Origin of the sequence: uncultured Jatrophihabitans sp. (assembly GCF_964252635.1) — a bacterium.
Taxonomy (GTDB): Bacteria; Actinomycetota; Actinomycetes; order Mycobacteriales; family Jatrophihabitantaceae; genus Jatrophihabitans.
On the sequence record NZ_CAXUNP010000041.1, the window covers coordinates 1 to 18476 of the forward strand.

An 18476-nucleotide genomic window follows, 5' to 3' on the forward strand; every position below is an offset into this window, starting at 1 on the left:
GGCGTGCTCGGCGTAGGCGGCGCGACGGGCGGCGGAGGTGGCGGGGCCGCTGCGGGTGCTGGGTCGTCGCCCACGGAGATGCCGAAGTCGGTGGCCAGGCCGGCCAGCCCGGAGGCGTACCCCTGCCCGACGGCGCGGAACTTCCAGGCGTCGTTGCGACGGTAGAGCTCGCCGCTGAGGATGGCGGTCTCCTCCCCGGCGGTCATGTCGTAGACCGCGATCGGGGTGCCGGACGTCGCGTCCGACAGCGTCAGCCGCAGACCGGGCACCTGCCCGAACACTCCGCCGTCGGCCGACGCCGCGAGCACGACGCGGTCGACCCCGGCCGGCAGCGACGTCAGCTGCACGTCGACGGCGTCGGCGCTGCCCTGCTTGCCGAGGTAGCGGACCGCGCCCGACGGGTGCTGCGGCTGGTTGTAGAACACGAAGTCCTGATCGCCGGTCACGCGCCCGTCGCCCTGCAGCAGCAGGGCCGACGCGTCGACGTCGGGAACGCCCGGCCCACCGTTCCACGAGAGCACCGCGCGCACCGTCGGCACGTCGATCGGACAGTTGCCACCCTTGCTGATCGCGGTCATGCCCCCATCGTGTCGTACTCGGCTGGGTGCGTCGCCTGAACGGTGCTGACGAATCGGTGAAACCGCTAGCGTGGGCGCGTGGCTGCGTCGGGTTCGAAGGTCTCGCTGCCCGACTCGCTGCGCATCCGGGACCCGATCGCCGCGATCCTGGTGCGCGTCGGGGTGGCGCTGCTTATCGTCGCGGTGAACTGGGTGATCGTGCTCATCGAGCGCGGCGCGTACACCGACAGCCACGACGGCAGCGTGTCGGTCGTCGACGCCCTGTACTACACGACGGTCACGTTGACGACCACGGGCTACGGCGACATCACCCCGGTGACGACGACGGCGCGGCTGATCAACGCGCTGGTCGTCACTCCCATGCGGCTGCTGTTCGTCATCCTGCTGGTGGGCACCACCATCAAGGCGCTGACCCAGCAGTCGCGTCACGAGTTCCGGTTGGCCCGGTGGAGGAAGCGCGTGCAGGACCACACCGTCGTACTCGGCTACGGCACGAAGGGACGTGCCGCGGTGCGCGCGCTGCTGCAGCAGGGGGTCCCGCGCGAACGCATCGTCGTCGTCGACCTGCGTTCGGCCCCGGTGGGCACGGCGGCCGACACCGGCCACGTCGCCGTGCAGGGCGACGCCACGAACGAGGACACCCTGCGGCGCGCGCTCGTCGAGCGGGCGTCGTCGGTGATCGTCGCGCTCGGACGCGACGACAGCGCCGTCCTCGCGGTACTCACCGCCCGGCGCTTGACCCGTACCGCCGACGTCGCCGCGGCCGCCCGCGAGGCGCACAACGCCGACCTGCTGCGTCAGAGCGGGGCCGACTCGGTCATCGTGTCGTCCGAGACGGCGGGTCGCCTGCTGGGGCTGGCGCCGTCCGGGCACGACACCGTCGAGGTGGTGAGTGACCTGCTGTCCTTCGGCGACGGGCTCGACCTCATGAGCCGCGCCGTGCGCGCCGACGAGGTGGGCCAGGAACCGGCGGCGCTGCGACAGCCGGTGCTGGCGGTCCTGCGCGGCGGCGAGCGGTTCGCCTACGACGATGCGACGGCGGCTCCGCTGCGTGCCGGTGACGAGCTCATCTACGTCGCGACGGCCGGTACGCGCTAGGCCCCGACCGCAAGATCAACTGCGGATCCGGGTCAGCTGACGACCGCCGAGCACAGTTGATCATCGGCGTCGTCGACGTGACTCCACCGAGCTCGGGCGAAGCGAAGGTCAGGTCTCAGCCGAGGTCGAGCAGGGGGTCGTACCCGGGGTCACGCTCGCGAGCGGCCGGTGCCGCCGGTGCCGCCGGTGCCGCTGTCGGTGCCGGCGCAGCGGGCGTCGGCGGGCCGGCCGGCGGGGTTGCGGGTGCTGGCTGCGCGGCCGGCGGTGCGGGCGGTGCCGCGGCGGGCGTCGGTGGTGCCGAGGCGGGCGTCGGCGCAGCGGCCGGTGGGGGAGCGGTGCCGGTGGCCTCGATCCCGAAGTCGGCGGCCAGACCCGCGAGACCCGACGAGTACCCCTGGCCGACGGCGCGGAACTTCCACTGCCCGTTGCGCCGGTAGATCTCCGCGCTGACGAAGGCCGTCTCGGCACCGGCCTGCATCGGGAACGTCGCGATGACGGTCCCGCTCGCCAGGTCCTGCAGCACCATCTCCAGCGACGGCACCTGCCCGAAGGTGCCACCGTCGGCCGACGCGGCCAGCACGACGCGGGTGACGTTCCCGGGCACCCGGGCCAGGTCGATGTCGATCTGGTCGGAGGCCTGCGGCGGCGGCATCTTGCCGGCCATCCGGACCGCGCCGCTGGGGTGTTCCGGCTGGTTGTAGAACACGAAGTCGGCGTCGGTCGCCACGTTGCCGGACTCGTCCAGCAACAGCGCCGAGGCGTCGACGTCAGGGATGCCGGGCCCGGCGCTGAACCGCAGCGCCGCGCGGACGGTGGGGGCCTCGATCGGGACGTTGCTGCCCATGCTCATCCGGGTCATGCCGAAATCGTGCCAGATTCCCGCACCTCGGCGGGGGCTGTGGGTTCTTGTGGAGTGAACCAGGCGGCCATCTCGCCGTGGCACTATGCGCGGATGCGGCATTTCGACTTCCTCGCCGACGAGGAGCGCGACCGGCTCTTCCTCCGGCCGCCGATGCCGTTCGACGTCGACGACGACCCCTCGGTCCTCGGTGTCGCGCTCGGGGCCACGCTGTACTGCCCGGCCACCCGTCCCCGGCTCGCCGCCGACATCACCCGGCGCGCCGCCACGGGCGTCACGAGCATGGTCGTCTGCCTGGAGGACTCGGTGGCCGACGGCGAGTTGGCCGCGGCCGAGCTCAACGCGGTCGAGCAGCTCGGCCGCCTGCACGATGCCGGGCGTGCCGGCGACGTCGTCCCGCTGGTGTTCGTCCGGGTGCGTCGTGCCGATCAGATCCCGATGATCGTCGAAGGCCTCGGTGACCGGTCCGGCGTGCTGACCGGGTTCGTGATCCCGAAGTTCACCGAGCTCGACGGGGCCGAGTACCTGGACGCAGTCGCCGCCGCGGGGGAATTGCGGGGTCGTCGGCTGCTGGCCATGCCGGTGCTCGAGTCGGTCGAGTACAGCCACGCGGAGTGCCGCGCCGGGAACCTGCTCGGCGCCCGGCGCCTGCTGGACAAGTACCGGCACCTCGTCCCCGCGGTCCGGGTCGGCGCGGCGGACCTGTCGGCCGCCTACGGCCTGCGCCGGGCCCGTGACTTCACCGTCTGGGACCTGCGCGTCGTCAGCGACGTCATCGCGTCGGTCGTCAACGTCTTCGCCCGGGTGGATGCGAACCCCTACGTCGTGAGCGGCCCGGTGTGGGAGTACTTCTCGACGTCCGAGCGCATGTTCAAGCCGCAGCTGCGTGAGACGCCGTTCGCCGTCCACGAGGACCGGGCCCTGCGGGCCGAGCTGCTGGCCGCCGACCTCGACGGCCTCATCCGCGAGGTCGTCCTGGACCGCGCGAACGGGCTCACCGGCAAGACCGTCATCCACCCGACGCACGTCGCCGCGGTCAACGCGTTGTCCGTCGTCGCGCAGGAGGAGTGGGCCGACGTCCAGGACATCCTGGCCAGCAACGGCGCGGGCGGTGCGGCCGCGTCGAGCTTCGGCAACAAGATGAACGAGAGCAAGCCGCACACCGCCTGGGCCCGGCGCACGGCGCTCCGCGCCGAGCTGTTCGGCGTCGTGCGCGAGGGCGTGTCGTTCGTCGAGCTGCTCGGCGCGGTCCTGCACCCATGACCGAGGTCCTCGCGGGCTGGGTGGGCGAGCACTTCGGCGTCGCCCTGCGCCCGGACGCCGACGCCGTCGTGCCGCTGGACCACCTCGTCGAGGTGGCGCTGCGCCGCAACCCGAGGCGGGCCCAGCTGCTGGTGTCGACGGTGCTGGGCAAGCACGTTCCGGCGCCGCCCGCGGCCGTGCACGGTTCCGGGTTGTTGCTCGGCGAGCTGGTGGCCAAGGAGCTGGACGGGCGGCCGGCGGCCGTGCTGGGTTTCGCCGAGACGGCGACGGGCCTGGGCCACTGCGTCGCCGAGGCGCTCGACGCCTACTACCTGCACTCGACCCGGCGTGTCGTCGGCACCGCCCGCTCCTACGCCGGGTTCGAGGAGGAGCACAGCCACGCCACGCAGCACCGGCTGCTGCCGGCCGACGGCCAGGTGTTCGGCGGCGCTCCCGTGCTGGTCCTCGTGGACGACGAGCTCTCGACGGGCCGCACGCTGATGAACACGATCCGTTCGTTGCACGCGGTCGCGCCGCGCGAGCGTTACGTCGTCGCCGCCCTCGTGGACCTGCGCGGCGCCGACGACCGTGCCTCGCTCGAGCGGTTCGCCGAGGAGCTCGGCGTGCCCGTCGACGTCGTCGCGCTCGCGACGGGCACCGTGCACCTGCCGCCGGGCTTCGCCGAGGGCGCCGCCGGGTTCGTGGCGCGCCACCCCGTACCCGTTGCCGCGGCCGACGACGGGCCCGGCGCTGAGGTCGTCGAGGTCCGCGGCTGGCCGGTCGCGGTCGAGCACAGCGGGCGCCACGGGTTCGACGCCGCCGGGTACGCCGCGGCACGTGCGGCCGCCGACGCGCTCGCGGCGGGCATCGACCCGGTGGGCAGCCGCGTGCTGGTGCTCGGCACCGAGGAGCTGATGTACGCACCGGTGCTGATCGGGCTCGCGCTGGACACCCGCCCCGACATCGACGTCCGCGTCTCCTCGACGACCCGTTCCCCGGTGCTCGCGCTCGACGTCGGCGGCTACCCGATCCGCAACGCCCTGACCTTTACGTCGCACGACCGCGCCGAGGACGGGCCGGGCGCGCGGTTCGCCTACAACGTGGCCGACGGGTTCGACGACATCGTCGTGGTCGTCGACGCCGACGGCGACACGCCCGCCCTCCGCGCCGGGCTCGTGACCGAGCTCGCCCGCGTCTGCCGCCGCGTCCACGTCGCGGTGCTGCCCGGCGACGCGCCGCTGCCGCAGCCGCTGCGCGGACCGGGCTTCGGGTCCTACGCCGCCGACGACGTGGCCTGGTTGCTCACCGACCTGTCCGACGTGGCTCTCGAGGCGCCCGTCGAGGAGCGCGAGGAAGCGATCCAGTCCGGCGGCGCACACTATGCCGAGTCGCTCCCCGTCGAGTACCAGCCCGACGCCGCCTACCGTGCGCTGTTCGAGCAGGCCCTCGACGACGCCGCCGGACGCAGCGCGCACGCCGTCGGCACGGTGACCGAGCTGGTGCTCGCCGAACGCGGTACCGACGTCGTGCTCGCCTCGCTCGCCCGCGCGGGAACCCCGGTGGGCGTCCTGATGCGCCGGTGGGCCCGCACACAACGCGATCTGGATCTTGCGCATTTTGCGGTGAGCATCGTCCGCGGTCGCGGCATCGACACGACCGCGCTGCGCTACCTGGCCCACCACCACGACCCCGCCGGCGTCGTGTTCGTCGACGGCTGGACCGGCAAGGGCGCCATCGCGCGCGAACTGGCGGCGGCGGTCACGGACGCCAACGCCCTGCTCGGTACCGCCTTCGACGCCGATCTCGCCGTGCTCGCCGACCCGGGTGCGTGCGTGTCGCGCTTCGGCACGCGCGAGGATTTCCTGATCCCGTCCGCGTGCCTGAACTCGACCGTCTCGGGCCTGGTGTCGCGCACCGTCCTCAACGACACCGTGCTCGCACCCGGTCAGTTCCACGGCGCGAAGTTCTACCGCGAGCTGACGGCGGACGACGTGTCGGGACGGTTCCTCGACGCGGTCAGCGCGCGGTTCGCCGACGTCGCGCCGGCGGTGCGGGCCGGCCTGTCCGCGGCACGTACGGCCGACCGCACCCCGACGTGGGCGGGGTGGGCGCAGGTCGAGCGGCTCAGCACGGAGTACGGCATCGGTGACGTCACCCTCGTCAAACCGGGCGTCGGCGAGACGACCCGCGTGCTGCTGCGTCGTGTGCCGTGGGCAGTCCTCGTGCGCACCGGCGCGGAGCTGCCGCACGTCCGATTGCTGGCCGCCCAGCGCGGCGTCCCCGTGCACGAGGTCGACGACCTGACCTACAGCTGTGTCGGGCTGATCCACCCCCGCTACACACGCGGCGCGACCGGTGCCGGCGGGACGACGGTCACATGACGACCCTGATCGCGACCGACCTCGACCAGACGCTCATCTACTCGCGTCGCGCGCTGGCCCGCTGGGGCGGCGGCGGGGCCGTCGCGGCCGTGGAGCAGTACCAGGGTGCCGATGCGTCCTTCCTGACCGCGGACGCGGCCGCGACCCTGGCCCACCTCGCCGACCGGGCGCTCGTCGTCGCCACCACGACACGCACGCCCGATCAGCTCGCCCGCGTGCGCCTCCCGGGCGCGTCCGCCGCCTATGCCGTCGCGGCGAACGGCGGCGTGCTGCTCGTCGACGGGCGCCCCGACGACGACTGGGCGTCAGTGGTCGCCCGGCGGGTCGCCGGCAGCGCGCCGCTCGCCGAGGTCGAGGCGCACGCCCGCAGCGTGTGCCGTCCCGAGTGGACCAAGCTCGTGCGCACGGCCGCCGACCTGTTCTGCTACGCGGTGCTCGAGCGCCCGGCCCTGCCGGCCGGCTTCGTCGCCGACGAGGCGGCCTGGGCGGGGGAGCGCGGCTGGCGCGTGTCGCTGCAGGGCCGCAAGCTCTACTGGGTGCCGGCGTCGCTCACCAAGAGCGCGGCCGTCGCCGAGATCGTCCGCCGGACCGGAAACGCGCGGGTGCTCGCCGCCGGCGACTCGCTGCTGGACGCCGACCTGCTGGCCGCGGCCGACGACGCGATCATGGCGCGGCACGGCGAGCTGTACGGGTCGGGGTGGTCCGCGCCGCACGTCGCCGTCACCCGCGGCCTGGGGGTCGCGGCCGGGGAGGAGATCGTGCGCTGGTTCTCCGAGCGCTGCGACGACGAGGTCGTGAGCAGCGACGTCAGCGGTGACCGAGCTGCCAGCCGCCCAGATCGAGACCGTCCGGAACCACCTCGGCGGGCGCGTACGGCTGCCGGGTGAACACGAACGAGCCGATGTCGAGATGGGTGACGGCCCCCGTTCCGTCGCGCCGGGTCTCGAGGAATTCACCGTGGTAGTAGCCGTTGCGGCCGATCCACCGGCCGTCGTCGGTCCGGTCGAAGCGCGCCGTGCGGCCGCGGCCGCCGATGCCCGCGATCTCGAGGTGACCGTCGGCGCGCAGTGACAGCGAGACGGCCTCGGCACCCCAGTACCAGGGGCCGATCAGCGCGTGGGCGTCGTCGTCGACGGTCTCGGCGGCGACCCAGGGGATCGGCATCGTCGGTTCGCGGTCGCGGACGGTGCCGAGCAGGTCGGCGAGCACCGCGCCGAGCGCCAGCCCGGACCACGCGTTGCTCTGCACGGCGACCGTCAGCCCGTCCTCGGCCGAGGTCATCATGACGGCGAGGAAGCCCGGCATCGATCCGGTGTGCCCGAACACGACGTGCCGGTCGAACCGCAGCAGCTGCACCCCCAACCCGTACGAACCGCTCCAGGCCGGGTCGTCCGGTGCCACCGCGGGGGTGCGCATCAGCTCCAGCGTCTCGGGTCGCAGCAACCCGGCACCGTCACCGCCGAGGAACACCCCGAAGCGGCACAGGTCGCCGGGGGTCGACCAGAGCTGACCGGCGGCGGCGAGCAGGCCGTGGTCGTGGATGGGCTCGGGCAGCAGCACGTCGGCCCAGGGATGGACGGCCCAGCCGAGCGCGTGAGCGCCGGTGGGCAGGTACTCGGTGCGGCTCATGCCCAACGGCACGAGCACCTCGTCGCGCAGCACGTCGAACCACGGCCGCCCGGCCTTCGCGGCGACCAGGGCACCGAGCAGGCCGAAGCCCGGGTTCGAGTAGTGGTGGACGCGGCCCGGCGGGTGCCGTCGCGGGTCGTCGGTGAGCACGTCGCGCAGCTCGGGCCGCGTCTCGCCGGAGGTCCGCTCCCACCAGGGGGGTGGGGTCTCGCTGGCCAACCCCGCGGTGTGGGTCAGCAGCTGGTGCACGGTGGAGTCGGCGGCCGGCGCGTCCGGCAGGTGCTGGCCGATCGGATCGGCCAGGTCGACGACACCGGCATCGACGAGGCGCAGGACGCACACGGCCACCATCGTCTTGGTGATCGACCCGATGCGGTACTGGGTGTCCGCGGTCGGCGCTGCTCCGTCGACGGTGCCGGCCGCGCCGAACCAGACCGGCTCGCCGCGACGGGCGGCCGACGCCACGATGGACGGCACCCGGGCGTCGCGTTGGGCCACGGCCAGGCGGTGGGTCAGGGCACGCGCGGTGGCGTCGCTCAGCGAGTCGGGATCCATACCTCGAACGCTAGCGTCGCTCACCTCTTGGCGCGGCGGCGCAGCACGATCACGAGGACCGCGAGCGCCGCCAGCAGCGGAGCGAGACGTTTGGCCACGGCGGGCCCTGCCGACTCGATGAGGTTGATGGGCTCGACGTCACGGGCGGGCGGTACCGGGCGTGCGGCCCGGTGCCCGTTCGTGGCCGGGGCCGCGGGCTGCGTGCTCGGCGGCGCCTCGTCGACGGACCCGGTGGCCTCGGCGGTCGACGGTGCCGGAGACGGGCCGGCTGTGGTGGGGGTGTCCGCGTCGGCGGGGCCGTCGGCGATCTTCTTGGCCGGAGAGGCGGCTGCCTTCTTCGCGGCGGACTTCGTCGCGGACTTGGCGGCGGTCTGCGCGGCCTTCTTGGCGGCCTTCTGGGCGGGGGCGGGGGCCGACGCCGCGGGGGCCGAGGCGGGGGCGGGGGCCGCGGCCGCGGGGGCGGGTGCCGGAACCGCCGCCGCCGGGGACTCCGAGGGGGCGCCGCCCGACTCCGAGATCGTGGTGGCCAGGTTGTCGGCGAACTGCCCGATGAGCTTGTTGCCGACGTCGACCATCACGCCGCGGCCGAACTGGGCGGGCTTGCCCGTGATGTCGAGGTCGGTGTCGACCTTGACCAGCGTGCTGCCGCCCTGGTCCTGCAGGTGGGCGGTGACCTTGGCCGACGCCGTGCCGTTGCCGCGGGCGTCGCGACCGCGGGCGTCGATGACGGCCCGGTGCGCGGCCTCGTCCTTCTCGACGAAGCTGGCCTTGCCCTTGTAGGTCAGACCGATCGGGCCGAGCTTGACCTTGACCGTGCCGGTGAAGTCGTCGCCGTCGACCGAGTCGATGGCCGCGCCGGGCATGCAGGGCCCGATGAGCTCGATGTCGAGCAGGATCCTCCAGGCCTCCTCGATGCCGGTCGGGACGGTGAAGGAGTGCTCGAGCTTCAAGACGTCCCTAGCTTCCCGCCGCTGCCAGCACGGCACGTTTGGTGAGGACCCTGGCCAGGTGCTCACGATAGTCGGCGGCTCCGGACAGGTCGGAGGGAGCATTGCTGCCCTCGGCCGCGTGGGCCGCGGCCGCCCCGACCGCATCAGGGGTCAGGTCGACACCGGCCAGTGCGGACTCGACCGCCGCGGCGCGCAGCGGGGTGGACGCCATGTTCGTGAGCCCGATGCGGGCCTCGGCGATGGAGCCGTTCTCGCGGCGCACCAGGGCGGCCACGGCGACGATGGACCACGCCTGCGCCACCCGGTTGAACTTCTCGTAGTGCGACGACCAGCCCGCGCCGAGCTTGGGGACCCGTACGCCGACCAGCACCTCGTCCGGTGTGAGCGCCGTCGTGAGGTAGTCGTCGAAGAAGTCCGACGCGGCGATGCTGCGCCGACCCTCCGTGCCCTGCGCCAGGAACTCGCAGCCGAGGGTGAGCGCGACCGCTCCGAGGTCGCCGGCCGGGTCGGCGTGCGCGAGGGCCCCGCCGAAGGTGCCGCGGTGGCGGACCTGTGGGTCGGCGACGGTCTGGGTCGCCTGCGCGATCAGCGGCGCATGCTCCTTGATCAACGCGTCGCGCAGGATCTCGTCGTGCGTGGTCATGGCGCCGATGACGAGTGCGTCGCCGTCGTCGCGCACGCCGCGCATCTCCTCGACGCGGCTGACGTCGACCACCGTGCTGGGGTAGGACAGCCGCAGCCGCAGCATGGGGATCAGCGACTGGCCGCCGGCCATCAGCTTGGCGTCCTCGCCGGCATCGGTCACGGCGGTGACGGCCTCGGCCGCCGTGGCGGGGCGGACGTAGTCGAACTCTGCGGGGATCATGCGCGGTTCCCTCCGTCGGAGGTGGTCGTGGACGCACCGCCGTAGGCGTTGGTGCCCTGCTCCGTGCGGTCGGACTTCTCGCGCCCCTGCGCGACGGCCCGCCAGACCCGCTCGGGCGTCGCGGGCATCTGTATGTCGTCGACACCAAACGGGCGCAGCGCGTCGACGATCGCGTTGACCACGGCCGGGGTCGAGGCGATAGTGCCGGCCTCGCCGACGCCCTTCACGCCCAACGGGTTGGTCGTCGACGGCGTCTCGGTGCGGTCGGTGGTGAACGAGGGCAGGTCGGCGGCCGACGGCAAGGTGTAGTCGACGAAGGTGCCCGTCGTCAGGTTGCCGTCGTCGTCGTAGACGACCTCCTCGAACAGGGCCTGCGAGATGCCCTGGGCCAGGCCGCCGTGCACCTGGCCCTCGACGATCAGCGGGTTGACCGCGGTGCCGATGTCGTCGACGCACACGTACTTGCGGATCTTGACCATGCCGGTCTCGGTGTCGATCTCGACCGCGCACAGGTGGGTGCCGTGCGGGAAGGAGAAGTTCTCCGGGTCGTACACCGCGTCGGAGTCCAGGCTGGGTTCGACGCCGTCGGGCAGGTCGTGGGCCATGAACGCGGCGAAGGCGACCTCGCCGATCGCGACGCCCGAGCCGGGGGAGCCCTTGACCGAGAACGAGCCACCCTCGAACTCGAGGTCGTCCTCGCTGGCCTCGAGCATGTGGGCGGCGATCGTGCGGGCCTTGGCGATGACCTTCTCGGTGGCCTTGACAATGGCGATGCCGCCGACGGCGAGCGAGCGCGATCCGTAGGTGTCCAGGCCCTTGGGCGAGGACTGGGTGTCGCCGTGGATGATCTCGACGTCCTCCCACTTGACCCCGAGCTTGTCGGCGACGATCTGGGCAAACGCGGTCTCGTGGCCCTGACCGTGCGCGCTGGCGCCCGTCACGACCTCGACCTTGCCGGTGGCCAGCATGCGCACCGACGCGGCCTCCCAGCCGCCGGCGCCGTAGGCCAGCGAACCAAGGACCCGGGAGGGCGCCAGGCCGCACATCTCGGTGAACGTGGAGATGCCGAGGCCGAGCTGCACCGGGTCACCGCTGTCGCGGCGTCGCCGCTGCTCGGCACGCAGGTCGTCCCAGCCGATCAGCTCGAGGGCCTTGTCGGTGGCGGCCTCGTAGTTGCCGGTGTCGTAGGTGAGCCCGCAGACCGTCGTGAACGGGAACTCGTCGTGGGTGATCCAGTTCTTGCGCCGGAGTTCCATCGGGTCCATGCCGAGCTCGACGGCGAGCTCGTCCATGATCCGCTCGATGCCGAACGTGGCCTCCGGGCGGCCGGCGCCGCGGTAGGCGTCGGTGGCCGTCTTGGTGGTGAACACGCCCTCGCACACGAAGCGGTACGCCGGGAACTTGTAGATGGCGTTGAACATGAACGCGCCGAGCACGGGCACGCCCGGGCCGACGAGACGCAGGTAGGCGCCCATGTCGGCGAACAGGTGCACGTCCAGGCCGGTGACCGTGCCGTCGCGCTTGGCCGTGATGGTGATGTCCTGGATCTGGTCGCGGCCGTGGTGGGCCGACATCAACGACTCCGAGCGTGACTCGGTGTACTTGGCGGGCTTGCCCAGCTTGCGGGCGACGAGGGTGGTGATGACCTCTTCGGGCGTGACCGGGATCTTGCCGCCGAAGCCGCCGCCGACGTCGGGTGCCACGACGCGCACCTTCTGCTCCTCGATGCCCAGCGTCAGCGCGAGCATGGTGCGCAGGATGTGCGGAATCTGCGTCGAGGAGTGCACGACGATGCCGTCGCCCACCGGCTGCACCACGGTCGACCGCGGCTCCATGAAGGCCGGGATGAGCCGCTGCTGGATGAAGCGGCGCTTGACCGTGACCTCGGCGCCGTCGAGCGCCGCCTGGATGGGCTGGCCGGTGCCGGCCTCACCCGCCTCGAAGGCCCAGGTGTAGCTGCGGTTCGAGGTGGTGTTCGGGTGGACGAGCGGTGCGCCGTCGGCCAGTGCGTCCTCCATGTCCATGACCGCGGGCAGCGGCTCGTATTCGACGTCGATCGCCTCGAGCGCGTCCTGCGCGGCGGTCTTGGTGCGCGCCGCGACGACGGCGACCGCCTCACCGGCGTGGTTGACCTGCGTGACGGCGAGCGACGGCGCACCCGGGTTCACCATGTCGGGAGTGACCGGCCACGCGCACGGCAGGTTGCCCTGGACGTCGGCGAAGTCCTGGCCGGTGAACACGGCGAGCACGCCCGGCCGGCTCCTCGCCTCGGTGGGGTCGATGGAGGTGATCGTCGCGTGGGCCATGGGGCTGCGCAGGATGGCGAGGTGCACCATGCCCGGCAGCGTCATGTTGTCGACCCAGGTGGTGCGGCCGGTGATCAGATGCTGGTCCTCGCGGCGGGCGCGGGCGTTGCCGATCTCCGGCGCCGACGCGGTGGGGCGGTCCTCGACGGTGGTCATGACGATGCTCCTGCCGTGGTCGCTGCCGAAGTGGTCGCTCCTGCCGCGGACTGCACGGCCCGGACGATGTTCTGATAGCCGGTGCAGCGACAGAGGTTGCCCTCGATGCCCTCGCGGATCTCGTCCTCGGTCGGCGCCGGGTTGTTCTTCAGCAGGTCGCGGCAGGCCATGATCATGCCGGGGGTGCAGTAGCCGCACTGCAGGGCGTGGAACTCATGGAAAGCCTGCTGCATCGGGTGCAGCGAGCCGTCGGCGTCCTGCAGGCCCTCGATGGTGACGACCTCGCCGCCGTCGGCGCCCACCGCCAGCACGGTGCAGCTCTTGACGCTGTGCCCGTCGAGCTCGACGGTGCAGGCGCCGCAGTTGCTCGTGTCGCACCCGACGACCGTGCCCACCTTGCCCAGCTGTTCGCGCAGGTAGTGGACGAGCAGCGTGCGGGGTTCGACGTCGTCGGCGTACACCACGCCGTCGACGGTCAGGTTGATCTTGGTCATCGATCCTCCACGAGAGCGTGCCGATCAGGCGACGCTAGCGCGGCGGGCCGACGATTACGAGAGCTGTGTCACACGCACAGAAGCCGCTGCGGGGCCAGCATCGGCGCCCGTTCCGTATCCGCGGTGGATCGGGCCGCTCACCTGCCGCAGCTGCGCGCCCGAACCGCCCCACCGGGCCGCGATGATCTCGGCCGCGATCGACACCGCGGTCTCCTCGGGCGTCCGGCCGCCGACGTCGAGACCGATCGGCGCCCGGAGCCGGGCCAGGTCGGCGTCGTCGAAGCCGAGCTCGCGCAGCCGCGCGCTGCGGTCGTCGTTCGTCCGCCGGGAGCCCATCGCCCCGAGGTAGGCGAGGGGCAGGCGCAGCGCCACCTCGAGCAGGGGGACGTCGAACTTGGGGTCGTGGGTCAGGACGCAGACGACGGTGCGCTCGTCGGTGTCGGTCTCGGCCAGGTAGCGGTGCGGCCAGGCGACGACGACCTCGTCGGCGTCCGGGAACCGCTTGGCGGTGGCGAAGGTCTCGCGCGCGTCGCAGACGGTGACCCGGTAGCCGAGGAACGTACCCATGCGGGCGACCGCTGCGGCGAAGTCGATGGCCCCGAAGACGATCATCCGTGGTCTGGGGGCATAGGAAGCGACGAACACCGCGATCTCGTCGCGGCGGCGCTCCCCGTCGGGGCCGTACCGCACCAGCTGCGTGCTGCCCTGCTCGAGCAGGCCGAGGACGTCGTCACCCACCGCGGCGTCCAGGCGCTCACCGCCCAGGCCGCCCTGCACCGCGGCACCCCCGTCGGGGGCCGGGCGTACGACGAGTCGGCGCCCCAGGCGGTCGGGGTCGGGATGCTCGACCAGCGTGGCCACGGCGACCGGACGACCGTGCTCGACGTCGTCGGCGATCTCGCCCAGCTCGGGGAACGTCTGCCGGTTCACCTGCTCCACCCAGACGTCGACGATGCCGCCGCAGGTGAGGCCGACGCTGAACGCGTCGTCGTCACTGACGCCGTAGCGCTGCAGCACGGGTCGTCCGTCGTCGCGGGTGCCGGTGGCGAGCTCGTACACCGCGCCCTCGACGCAGCCGCCCGACACGCTGCCGACGACCGTGCCGTCGGGGCCGACGAGCATCGCCGCGCCGGGCTGGCGCGGCGAGGACTTCCAGGTGCCGACCACGGTGCCGACACCGACGGTCGCGCCGGAGCGCCACCACGCGGTCAGCTCGTCGAGGACGTCACGCACGGGCGATCACGTCTGCCAGGGTATGCAGCGCGTCCAGGGTGTGCCCGGCGACGAGCTCGTCGAGGTGCGGCAGGGCGGCGCTCATGCCCGCGGTCACCGGCGCGAAGCCGGTCTTGCCCCGGTGCGGATTGACCCAGATGACGCGATGCGCCAGGCGTCGCAGGCGCGCCATCTGTTCACCGAGCAGCGCGGCGTCGCCTCGCTCCCACCCGTCGGACGCGATGACCACGACGGCGCCCCGGGCCGCACCGCGTTGACCCCACAGGTCGAGGAAGGCGCGCAGGGCCTCGCCGAGCCGGGTGCCGCCGCTCCAGTCCGGCACCGCCGCACCGGCGGCGTCGAGGGCCTGTACCGGGTCGCGCAGCCGCAGCGGCCGGGTGACCCGGGTGAGGCGCGTGCCGATGGTGAACGCCTCGGTCGTCGCCGGTGCCACGCGTACAGCGGCGTGGGCGAAACGCAGCAGCACGTCGGCGTAGGGCGACATCGAGCCACTGACGTCGAGCAGCAGCACGAGCCGGCGCGGTTTGACCCGCGGGCGGACCCGGGCCAGGTCGGTGACCTCCCCGCCGGTGCGCAGCATGCCGCGCACGGTGCGGGGGACGTCCACGCCGTCGCGTCCGCGCGGGCGGCGGCGGCGCGTACGGCGCGAGCCGACGCGCGGTGCGAGGAGGGCGATGAGGGCGTTGACCTCGTCGCGCTCGGCCTGGCTCAGCCCGGCGACGTCCCGCCGGCCCAGCACCTCGGCGTCGCTGGCCGCGGTGCGCAGTTGCTCGTCATCCGGCTCGGCGTCCTGCTCGCGGCGTTCGTCGGCGCCGATCGGGCGCAGGGCCAGCACCGTCGCCGGCGGACCCTGCCGTCGCGGGCCCGGGATCGGCGGGACCCGGCCGCGGAACCAGGCGTCGAAGACGGTGTCGTACCGCGGCAGGTCGTCGGGCTCGCCGCACAGCGTCACCCGCCCGGCCCAGTACACGGCCTCGGCGTCGGAGATGTCGACGTGGGTGAGGGCGTCGAGGGCGCCCGCGAGCCGGTCCGGGTCGGCGGCCACACCGGCCGCGCGCAGGGCCCGCGCGAAGCCGGTCATCACGACCACCGGGTCGTCGGGGCGGGCGTCGTGCGGCGCCGACACGGGCGTCACCCGCCGAGCAGGGTGTCGAGCTCGCGCTGCACCCGGGCAACGTCCTCGTGGTACTTCAGCACCGCGCCCAGGGTCTGCTCGGCGGTGTCGGCGTCGAGCCGGGTGGCGCCGAGCACGTGCAACGCCTGGGTCCAGTCGATCGTCTCGGCGATGCCGGGCGGCTTGACCAGCCCCAACTCGCGCAGCCGCGCGACCGCTGAGGCGGCCTCGCGCACGAGCTGCTCGGCGGCCTCGGGGACGCGGCGGCGGACGACCGCGACCTCCCGGGTGAAGTCCGGGTGGGCGACCCAGTGGTAGAGGCAGCGCCGCTTGAGCGCGTCGTGCACCTCGCGCGTCCGGTTGGAGGTGATGACGACCAATGGCGGCTCGTCGGCGCGGATCGTGCCGAGCTCGGGGATCGTCACCGACGCCTCGGCCAGCACCTCGAGCAGGAAGGCCTCGAACTCGTCGTCGGCCCGGTCGATCTCGTCGATGAGCAGCGCCGACGGAGACGTCTCGAGGGCCTGCAGGATCGGCCGGGCGATGAGGAAGCGTCGGTCGTAGAGCGACGCCTCGAGCGCGGCGCGGTCACCGCCGTCGCCCGCGGCGCGCAGGTGCAGCATCTGCCGGGCGAAGTCCCAGTCGTAGAGCGCCTGGCGGGCGTCGATGCCCTCGTAGCACTGCAGCCGGACGAGGGTCGAGCCGGTGATGGCTGCCAGCGCCTGCGCCAGCGCCGTCTTGCCCACCCCCGGGTCGCCCTCCAGGAACAGCGGGCGACGCATCCGCACGGCCAGGAAGGCGGCGGTCGCGAGGCCGCGGTCGGGCAGGTAGCCGACACCGTCCAGGGCCTGGGCGACCGCGGTCGGGCTGTCGAGGGCGACGGGGTCCATACCGTCGAGCATCACCCGTTTTCCTCCGCACGCCTAGTGTGCGTGCCGTGACGCGTGTTGCCGGAGCCGTCCTGGCCGCCGGCGCGGGCCGTCGCATGGGACGCCCGAAGGCCGAGGTCGAGGTCGACGGGGTGCGTCTCGTCGACCGCGCGGTGCGCTGCCTGCAGGGCGCCGGTTGCGACCCGGTGCTCGCCGTCGTCCGGGCGGGGACGTCGGTGCCCGGCGCGCAGGTCGTCGTGAACGACGACCCCGACCGCGGTCAGCGCTCGTCCCTGGAGCTGGCAGTGGGCGCGTCCGGCGACGTCGACGCCGTGGCGGTGCTGCTCGTCGACGCGCCCGGCATCGGTCCGGACGCCGTCACGGCCGTGGTGGCGGCGTGGCGGCCGGGACGTATCGCCGTGGCCGATTACGACGGGCGGCGCGGGCATCCGATCGTCATGGCGCCGTCGCTGTGGCGCGACGCGCTGGCCCTCGCCGGGCCGGACGAGGGGGCGAGGGCATTGCTGCGCACCCGTGCCGACCTCGTCGACGTGGTGCCGGTGCCGGGCGACCCGACCGATCTGGACACGCCCGACGACCTCGCGCGGTGGACGGGCCGCGCCTGACGGAACGCGACGGTATGCAGACACGCGGCCCCCGCGCCGCGCGCCTGCACACCGTCAACGAGCGACGGCTCAGCCGAAGCCGCGGGAGTCCTGCTTGAGGGCGGTGTCCACCGAGACCGCGGCCGCGAGCACGAGCGAGCGCAGCGGCTCCTCGAGCGGCTTGTGGATCTGCACCACGTAGTTGTCGGCCGTGGTGAACATGGTCTTGGCCAGGCCCTCCCAGGTCTTGGTGATGCGGGCGACCTCGGCGCCGGTGTGATCCTTGATCGAGAAGTTCCACGCCCGCCAGTTCTCGCCCTGGATCATGCCGTAGTTGTGGCCGCCGGACTCGAGCCCGAAGCGGATCTTGCCGATCGCGTTTTGCTGCACGATCTCACCGATGGGCTGGCCGTTCGGGGCCTCGACGAGGATGCGCGACTTCACGAACTTGGCCGGCCGCGTCAGGGCCAGGACCGGTTGGCCGTTCATGTCGGTGATCTGCAGCTTGTGGGTCATGTACTGGTCGAGCGACGACAGGAACCGGGCGGCCTTCTTCAGGTTGCTCTGGCCGACCTCGCGCACCGCGCCGATCTGGCGCGCGTGCTGGTCGTAGATCGCGTACTCGTTGTTGATCTCGATGAGCTTGGCCTTCTGGTTCACCACCAGCACCGGCTCGGTGAACAGCGTGCCGCCGCCCTGGTAGCCGGCGACGCCGGCCTGGCCGGCCCGCTGGACGTCGCGCTGCACCCGGTCGGGGGCGCGTTGCACCGTGGGCACGTGACTCGGTGCGCCGGGCGGGTCGATGCCGGCCCGGCCGTGCGAGTTGACGTGCTCGGTCCACTGCTGACCGTCGAAGTAGCGCTTCTCGTGGCGACCCGCGGGGTCGGCGTACCAGCCCGCGGGTGGGCTCGGCTGCGTCATGGGCGAGAGCTTAGGGGCGGAACCTCGGCGTGAACCAGGTACGACGCCTTACGAAGTGAAGTCGTCCGGCAGCCGCACGATCCCGGCCGCGTGCCGCCGAGCCAGCTCGGGGTAGTAGACGGGGTTCATCTGCACCCAGAACTCGGCCGGCGTTCCGGCGATCTCCCGCTTGACCTGCGCCGGAACGCCGGCCGCGAGCACGCCGGGCGGGATCTCCTTGCCCGGGCCGACGAGCGACATCGCAGCGATCATCGACCGCGAGCCGATGCGGGCCCCGTCGAGCACCACGCACCCGTTGCCGACGAGCGCTTCCTCCTCGATGACCGCGCCGTGGATCATGCACTGGTGCGCGACGGTCGCGCGCACCCCGACCTCGGTCGTCACGTCGGGCGTGGTGTGGATGACCGTTCCGTCCTGCACGTTCGCGCTCTCGCGCACCACGATCGGGCCGTCGTCGCCGCGCAGCGTGGCTCCGTACCAGATCGAGGCGCCGGACTCGATCGTCACGTTGCCGATGATCGTCGCGGTCGGCGCGATCCACGCGTCGGCCGCGATGGTCGGTCGGATGCCTTCGTACTCGAACAGGTTTGCCACGGGTGCTCCCTTTGCCGGTCACGCTCA

Annotated in this window: 17 protein-coding genes; 5 read left to right on the forward strand and 12 right to left on the reverse strand. The window is 72.9% G+C overall.

The window, feature by feature from the left end:
• A partial coding sequence (locus tag ACFFCA_RS15800; RefSeq protein WP_375486476.1) for a TerD family protein occupies positions 1-578 on the reverse strand: 578 nt, incomplete at its 3' end.
• 78 nt (positions 579-656) lie between these two features.
• Here ACFFCA_RS15800 and ACFFCA_RS15805 point away from each other — a divergent pair.
• Positions 657-1676 (forward strand): potassium channel family protein, encoded by a 1020-nt coding sequence (locus ACFFCA_RS15805; protein WP_375486478.1) that lies wholly within the window; start codon positions 657-659, stop codon positions 1674-1676.
• 115 nt (positions 1677-1791) lie between these two features.
• On the opposite strand, the gene ACFFCA_RS15810 is transcribed toward ACFFCA_RS15805, so the two are convergent.
• The gene (locus tag ACFFCA_RS15810) at positions 1792-2535 is read right to left on the reverse strand and encodes a TerD family protein (RefSeq protein ID WP_375486480.1); all 744 of its coding nucleotides are present in this window, start codon (positions 2533-2535) and stop codon (positions 1792-1794) included.
• A 93-nt stretch (positions 2536-2628) separates the two neighbouring features.
• Between ACFFCA_RS15810 and ACFFCA_RS15815 the strand changes: the two genes are divergently transcribed.
• The 3 genes from ACFFCA_RS15815 to ACFFCA_RS15825 are packed head-to-tail and all read left to right on the forward strand — an operon-like array spanning position 2629 to position 7045.
• Positions 2629-3798 carry an HpcH/HpaI aldolase/citrate lyase family protein gene (locus tag ACFFCA_RS15815; RefSeq protein WP_375486482.1) on the forward strand — a complete coding sequence of 390 codons (1170 nt, stop codon included), beginning with the start codon at positions 2629-2631 and terminating at the stop codon, positions 3796-3798.
• Positions 3795-6158 (forward strand): phosphoribosyltransferase domain-containing protein, encoded by a 2364-nt coding sequence (locus ACFFCA_RS15820; protein ID WP_375486484.1) that lies wholly within the window; start codon positions 3795-3797, stop codon positions 6156-6158. Before ACFFCA_RS15815 ends, ACFFCA_RS15820 begins: the two co-directional genes overlap by 4 nt.
• Positions 6155-7045: an HAD family hydrolase gene (locus ACFFCA_RS15825; RefSeq protein ID WP_375486486.1), complete on the forward strand. Its 891-nt coding sequence runs from the start codon at positions 6155-6157 to the stop codon at positions 7043-7045. Before ACFFCA_RS15820 ends, ACFFCA_RS15825 begins: the two co-directional genes overlap by 4 nt.
• Here the strand turns inward: ACFFCA_RS15825 and ACFFCA_RS15830 are convergent.
• The 8 genes from ACFFCA_RS15830 to ACFFCA_RS15865 are packed head-to-tail and all read right to left on the reverse strand — an operon-like array spanning position 6966 to position 16362.
• Positions 6966-8342 (reverse strand): serine hydrolase domain-containing protein, encoded by a 1377-nt coding sequence (locus tag ACFFCA_RS15830; RefSeq protein WP_375486488.1) that lies wholly within the window; start codon positions 8340-8342, stop codon positions 6966-6968. The two genes, ACFFCA_RS15825 and ACFFCA_RS15830, sit on opposite strands and share 80 nt — an antisense overlap.
• 20 nt (positions 8343-8362) lie before the next feature.
• Positions 8363-9292 (reverse strand): SRPBCC family protein, encoded by a 930-nt coding sequence (locus ACFFCA_RS15835; RefSeq protein WP_375486490.1) that lies wholly within the window; start codon positions 9290-9292, stop codon positions 8363-8365.
• Positions 9293-9299: 7 nt separating this feature from the next.
• A complete protein-coding gene (locus tag ACFFCA_RS15840; protein ID WP_375486492.1) occupies positions 9300-10157 on the reverse strand; it encodes an FAD binding domain-containing protein in 858 nt (285 codons plus the stop codon).
• Positions 10154-12619, reverse strand: coding sequence for a xanthine dehydrogenase family protein molybdopterin-binding subunit (locus tag ACFFCA_RS15845; RefSeq protein ID WP_375486494.1), 2466 nt, complete (start codon positions 12617-12619; stop codon positions 10154-10156). Before ACFFCA_RS15845 ends, ACFFCA_RS15840 begins: the two co-directional genes overlap by 4 nt.
• The gene (locus ACFFCA_RS15850) at positions 12616-13113 is read right to left on the reverse strand and encodes a (2Fe-2S)-binding protein (RefSeq protein ID WP_375486496.1); all 498 of its coding nucleotides are present in this window, start codon (positions 13111-13113) and stop codon (positions 12616-12618) included. Before ACFFCA_RS15850 ends, ACFFCA_RS15845 begins: the two co-directional genes overlap by 4 nt.
• A gap of 54 nt (positions 13114-13167) precedes the next feature.
• A complete protein-coding gene (locus ACFFCA_RS15855) occupies positions 13168-14346 on the reverse strand; it encodes an XdhC family protein (protein WP_375486498.1) in 1179 nt (392 codons plus the stop codon).
• Positions 14339-15472: a VWA domain-containing protein gene (locus tag ACFFCA_RS15860; RefSeq protein WP_375486500.1), complete on the reverse strand. Its 1134-nt coding sequence runs from the start codon at positions 15470-15472 to the stop codon at positions 14339-14341. The genes ACFFCA_RS15855 and ACFFCA_RS15860 overlap by 8 nt, the downstream gene beginning before the upstream one ends.
• Positions 15473-15477: 5 nt before the next feature.
• Complete coding sequence (locus ACFFCA_RS15865; protein WP_375486539.1) at positions 15478-16362, reverse strand: AAA family ATPase; 885 nt, start codon at positions 16360-16362, stop codon at positions 15478-15480.
• A 35-nt stretch (positions 16363-16397) separates the two neighbouring features.
• Between ACFFCA_RS15865 and ACFFCA_RS15870 the strand changes: the two genes are divergently transcribed.
• Complete coding sequence (locus ACFFCA_RS15870; RefSeq protein WP_375486502.1) at positions 16398-16955, forward strand: NTP transferase domain-containing protein; 558 nt, start codon at positions 16398-16400, stop codon at positions 16953-16955.
• A 69-nt stretch (positions 16956-17024) separates the two neighbouring features.
• Here ACFFCA_RS15870 and ACFFCA_RS15875 read toward each other — a convergent pair whose 3' ends face one another.
• Both ACFFCA_RS15875 and ACFFCA_RS15880 read right to left on the reverse strand, forming a co-directional pair.
• Positions 17025-17855: a phospholipid scramblase-related protein gene (locus tag ACFFCA_RS15875; protein WP_375486504.1), complete on the reverse strand. Its 831-nt coding sequence runs from the start codon at positions 17853-17855 to the stop codon at positions 17025-17027.
• Between the two features lie 48 nt (positions 17856-17903).
• The gene (locus ACFFCA_RS15880; protein WP_375486506.1) at positions 17904-18449 is read right to left on the reverse strand and encodes a gamma carbonic anhydrase family protein; all 546 of its coding nucleotides are present in this window, start codon (positions 18447-18449) and stop codon (positions 17904-17906) included.
• Positions 18450-18476: the final 27 nt, after the last annotated feature.

Excerpts from the sequence above, each read along its gene's own strand:
- ACFFCA_RS15830 (WP_375486488.1), bottom strand. The coding sequence starts at position 8,342 with ATGGATCCCGACTCGCTGAGCGACGCCACCGCGCGTGCCCTGACCCAC.
- ACFFCA_RS15875 (WP_375486504.1), bottom strand. The coding sequence starts at position 17,855 with ATGACGCAGCCGAGCCCACCCGCGGGCTGGTACGCCGACCCCGCGGGT.
- ACFFCA_RS15840 (WP_375486492.1), bottom strand. The coding sequence starts at position 10,157 with ATGATCCCCGCAGAGTTCGACTACGTCCGCCCCGCCACGGCGGCCGAG.
- ACFFCA_RS15825 (WP_375486486.1), top strand. The coding sequence starts at position 6,155 with ATGACGACCCTGATCGCGACCGACCTCGACCAGACGCTCATCTACTCG.
- ACFFCA_RS15810 (WP_375486480.1), bottom strand. The coding sequence starts at position 2,535 with ATGACCCGGATGAGCATGGGCAGCAACGTCCCGATCGAGGCCCCCACC.
- ACFFCA_RS15865 (WP_375486539.1), bottom strand. The coding sequence starts at position 16,362 with ATGCTCGACGGTATGGACCCCGTCGCCCTCGACAGCCCGACCGCGGTC.
- ACFFCA_RS15815 (WP_375486482.1), top strand. The coding sequence starts at position 2,629 with ATGCGGCATTTCGACTTCCTCGCCGACGAGGAGCGCGACCGGCTCTTC.
- ACFFCA_RS15820 (WP_375486484.1), top strand. The coding sequence starts at position 3,795 with ATGACCGAGGTCCTCGCGGGCTGGGTGGGCGAGCACTTCGGCGTCGCC.
- ACFFCA_RS15850 (WP_375486496.1), bottom strand. The coding sequence starts at position 13,113 with ATGACCAAGATCAACCTGACCGTCGACGGCGTGGTGTACGCCGACGAC.
- ACFFCA_RS15845 (WP_375486494.1), bottom strand. The coding sequence starts at position 12,619 with ATGACCACCGTCGAGGACCGCCCCACCGCGTCGGCGCCGGAGATCGGC.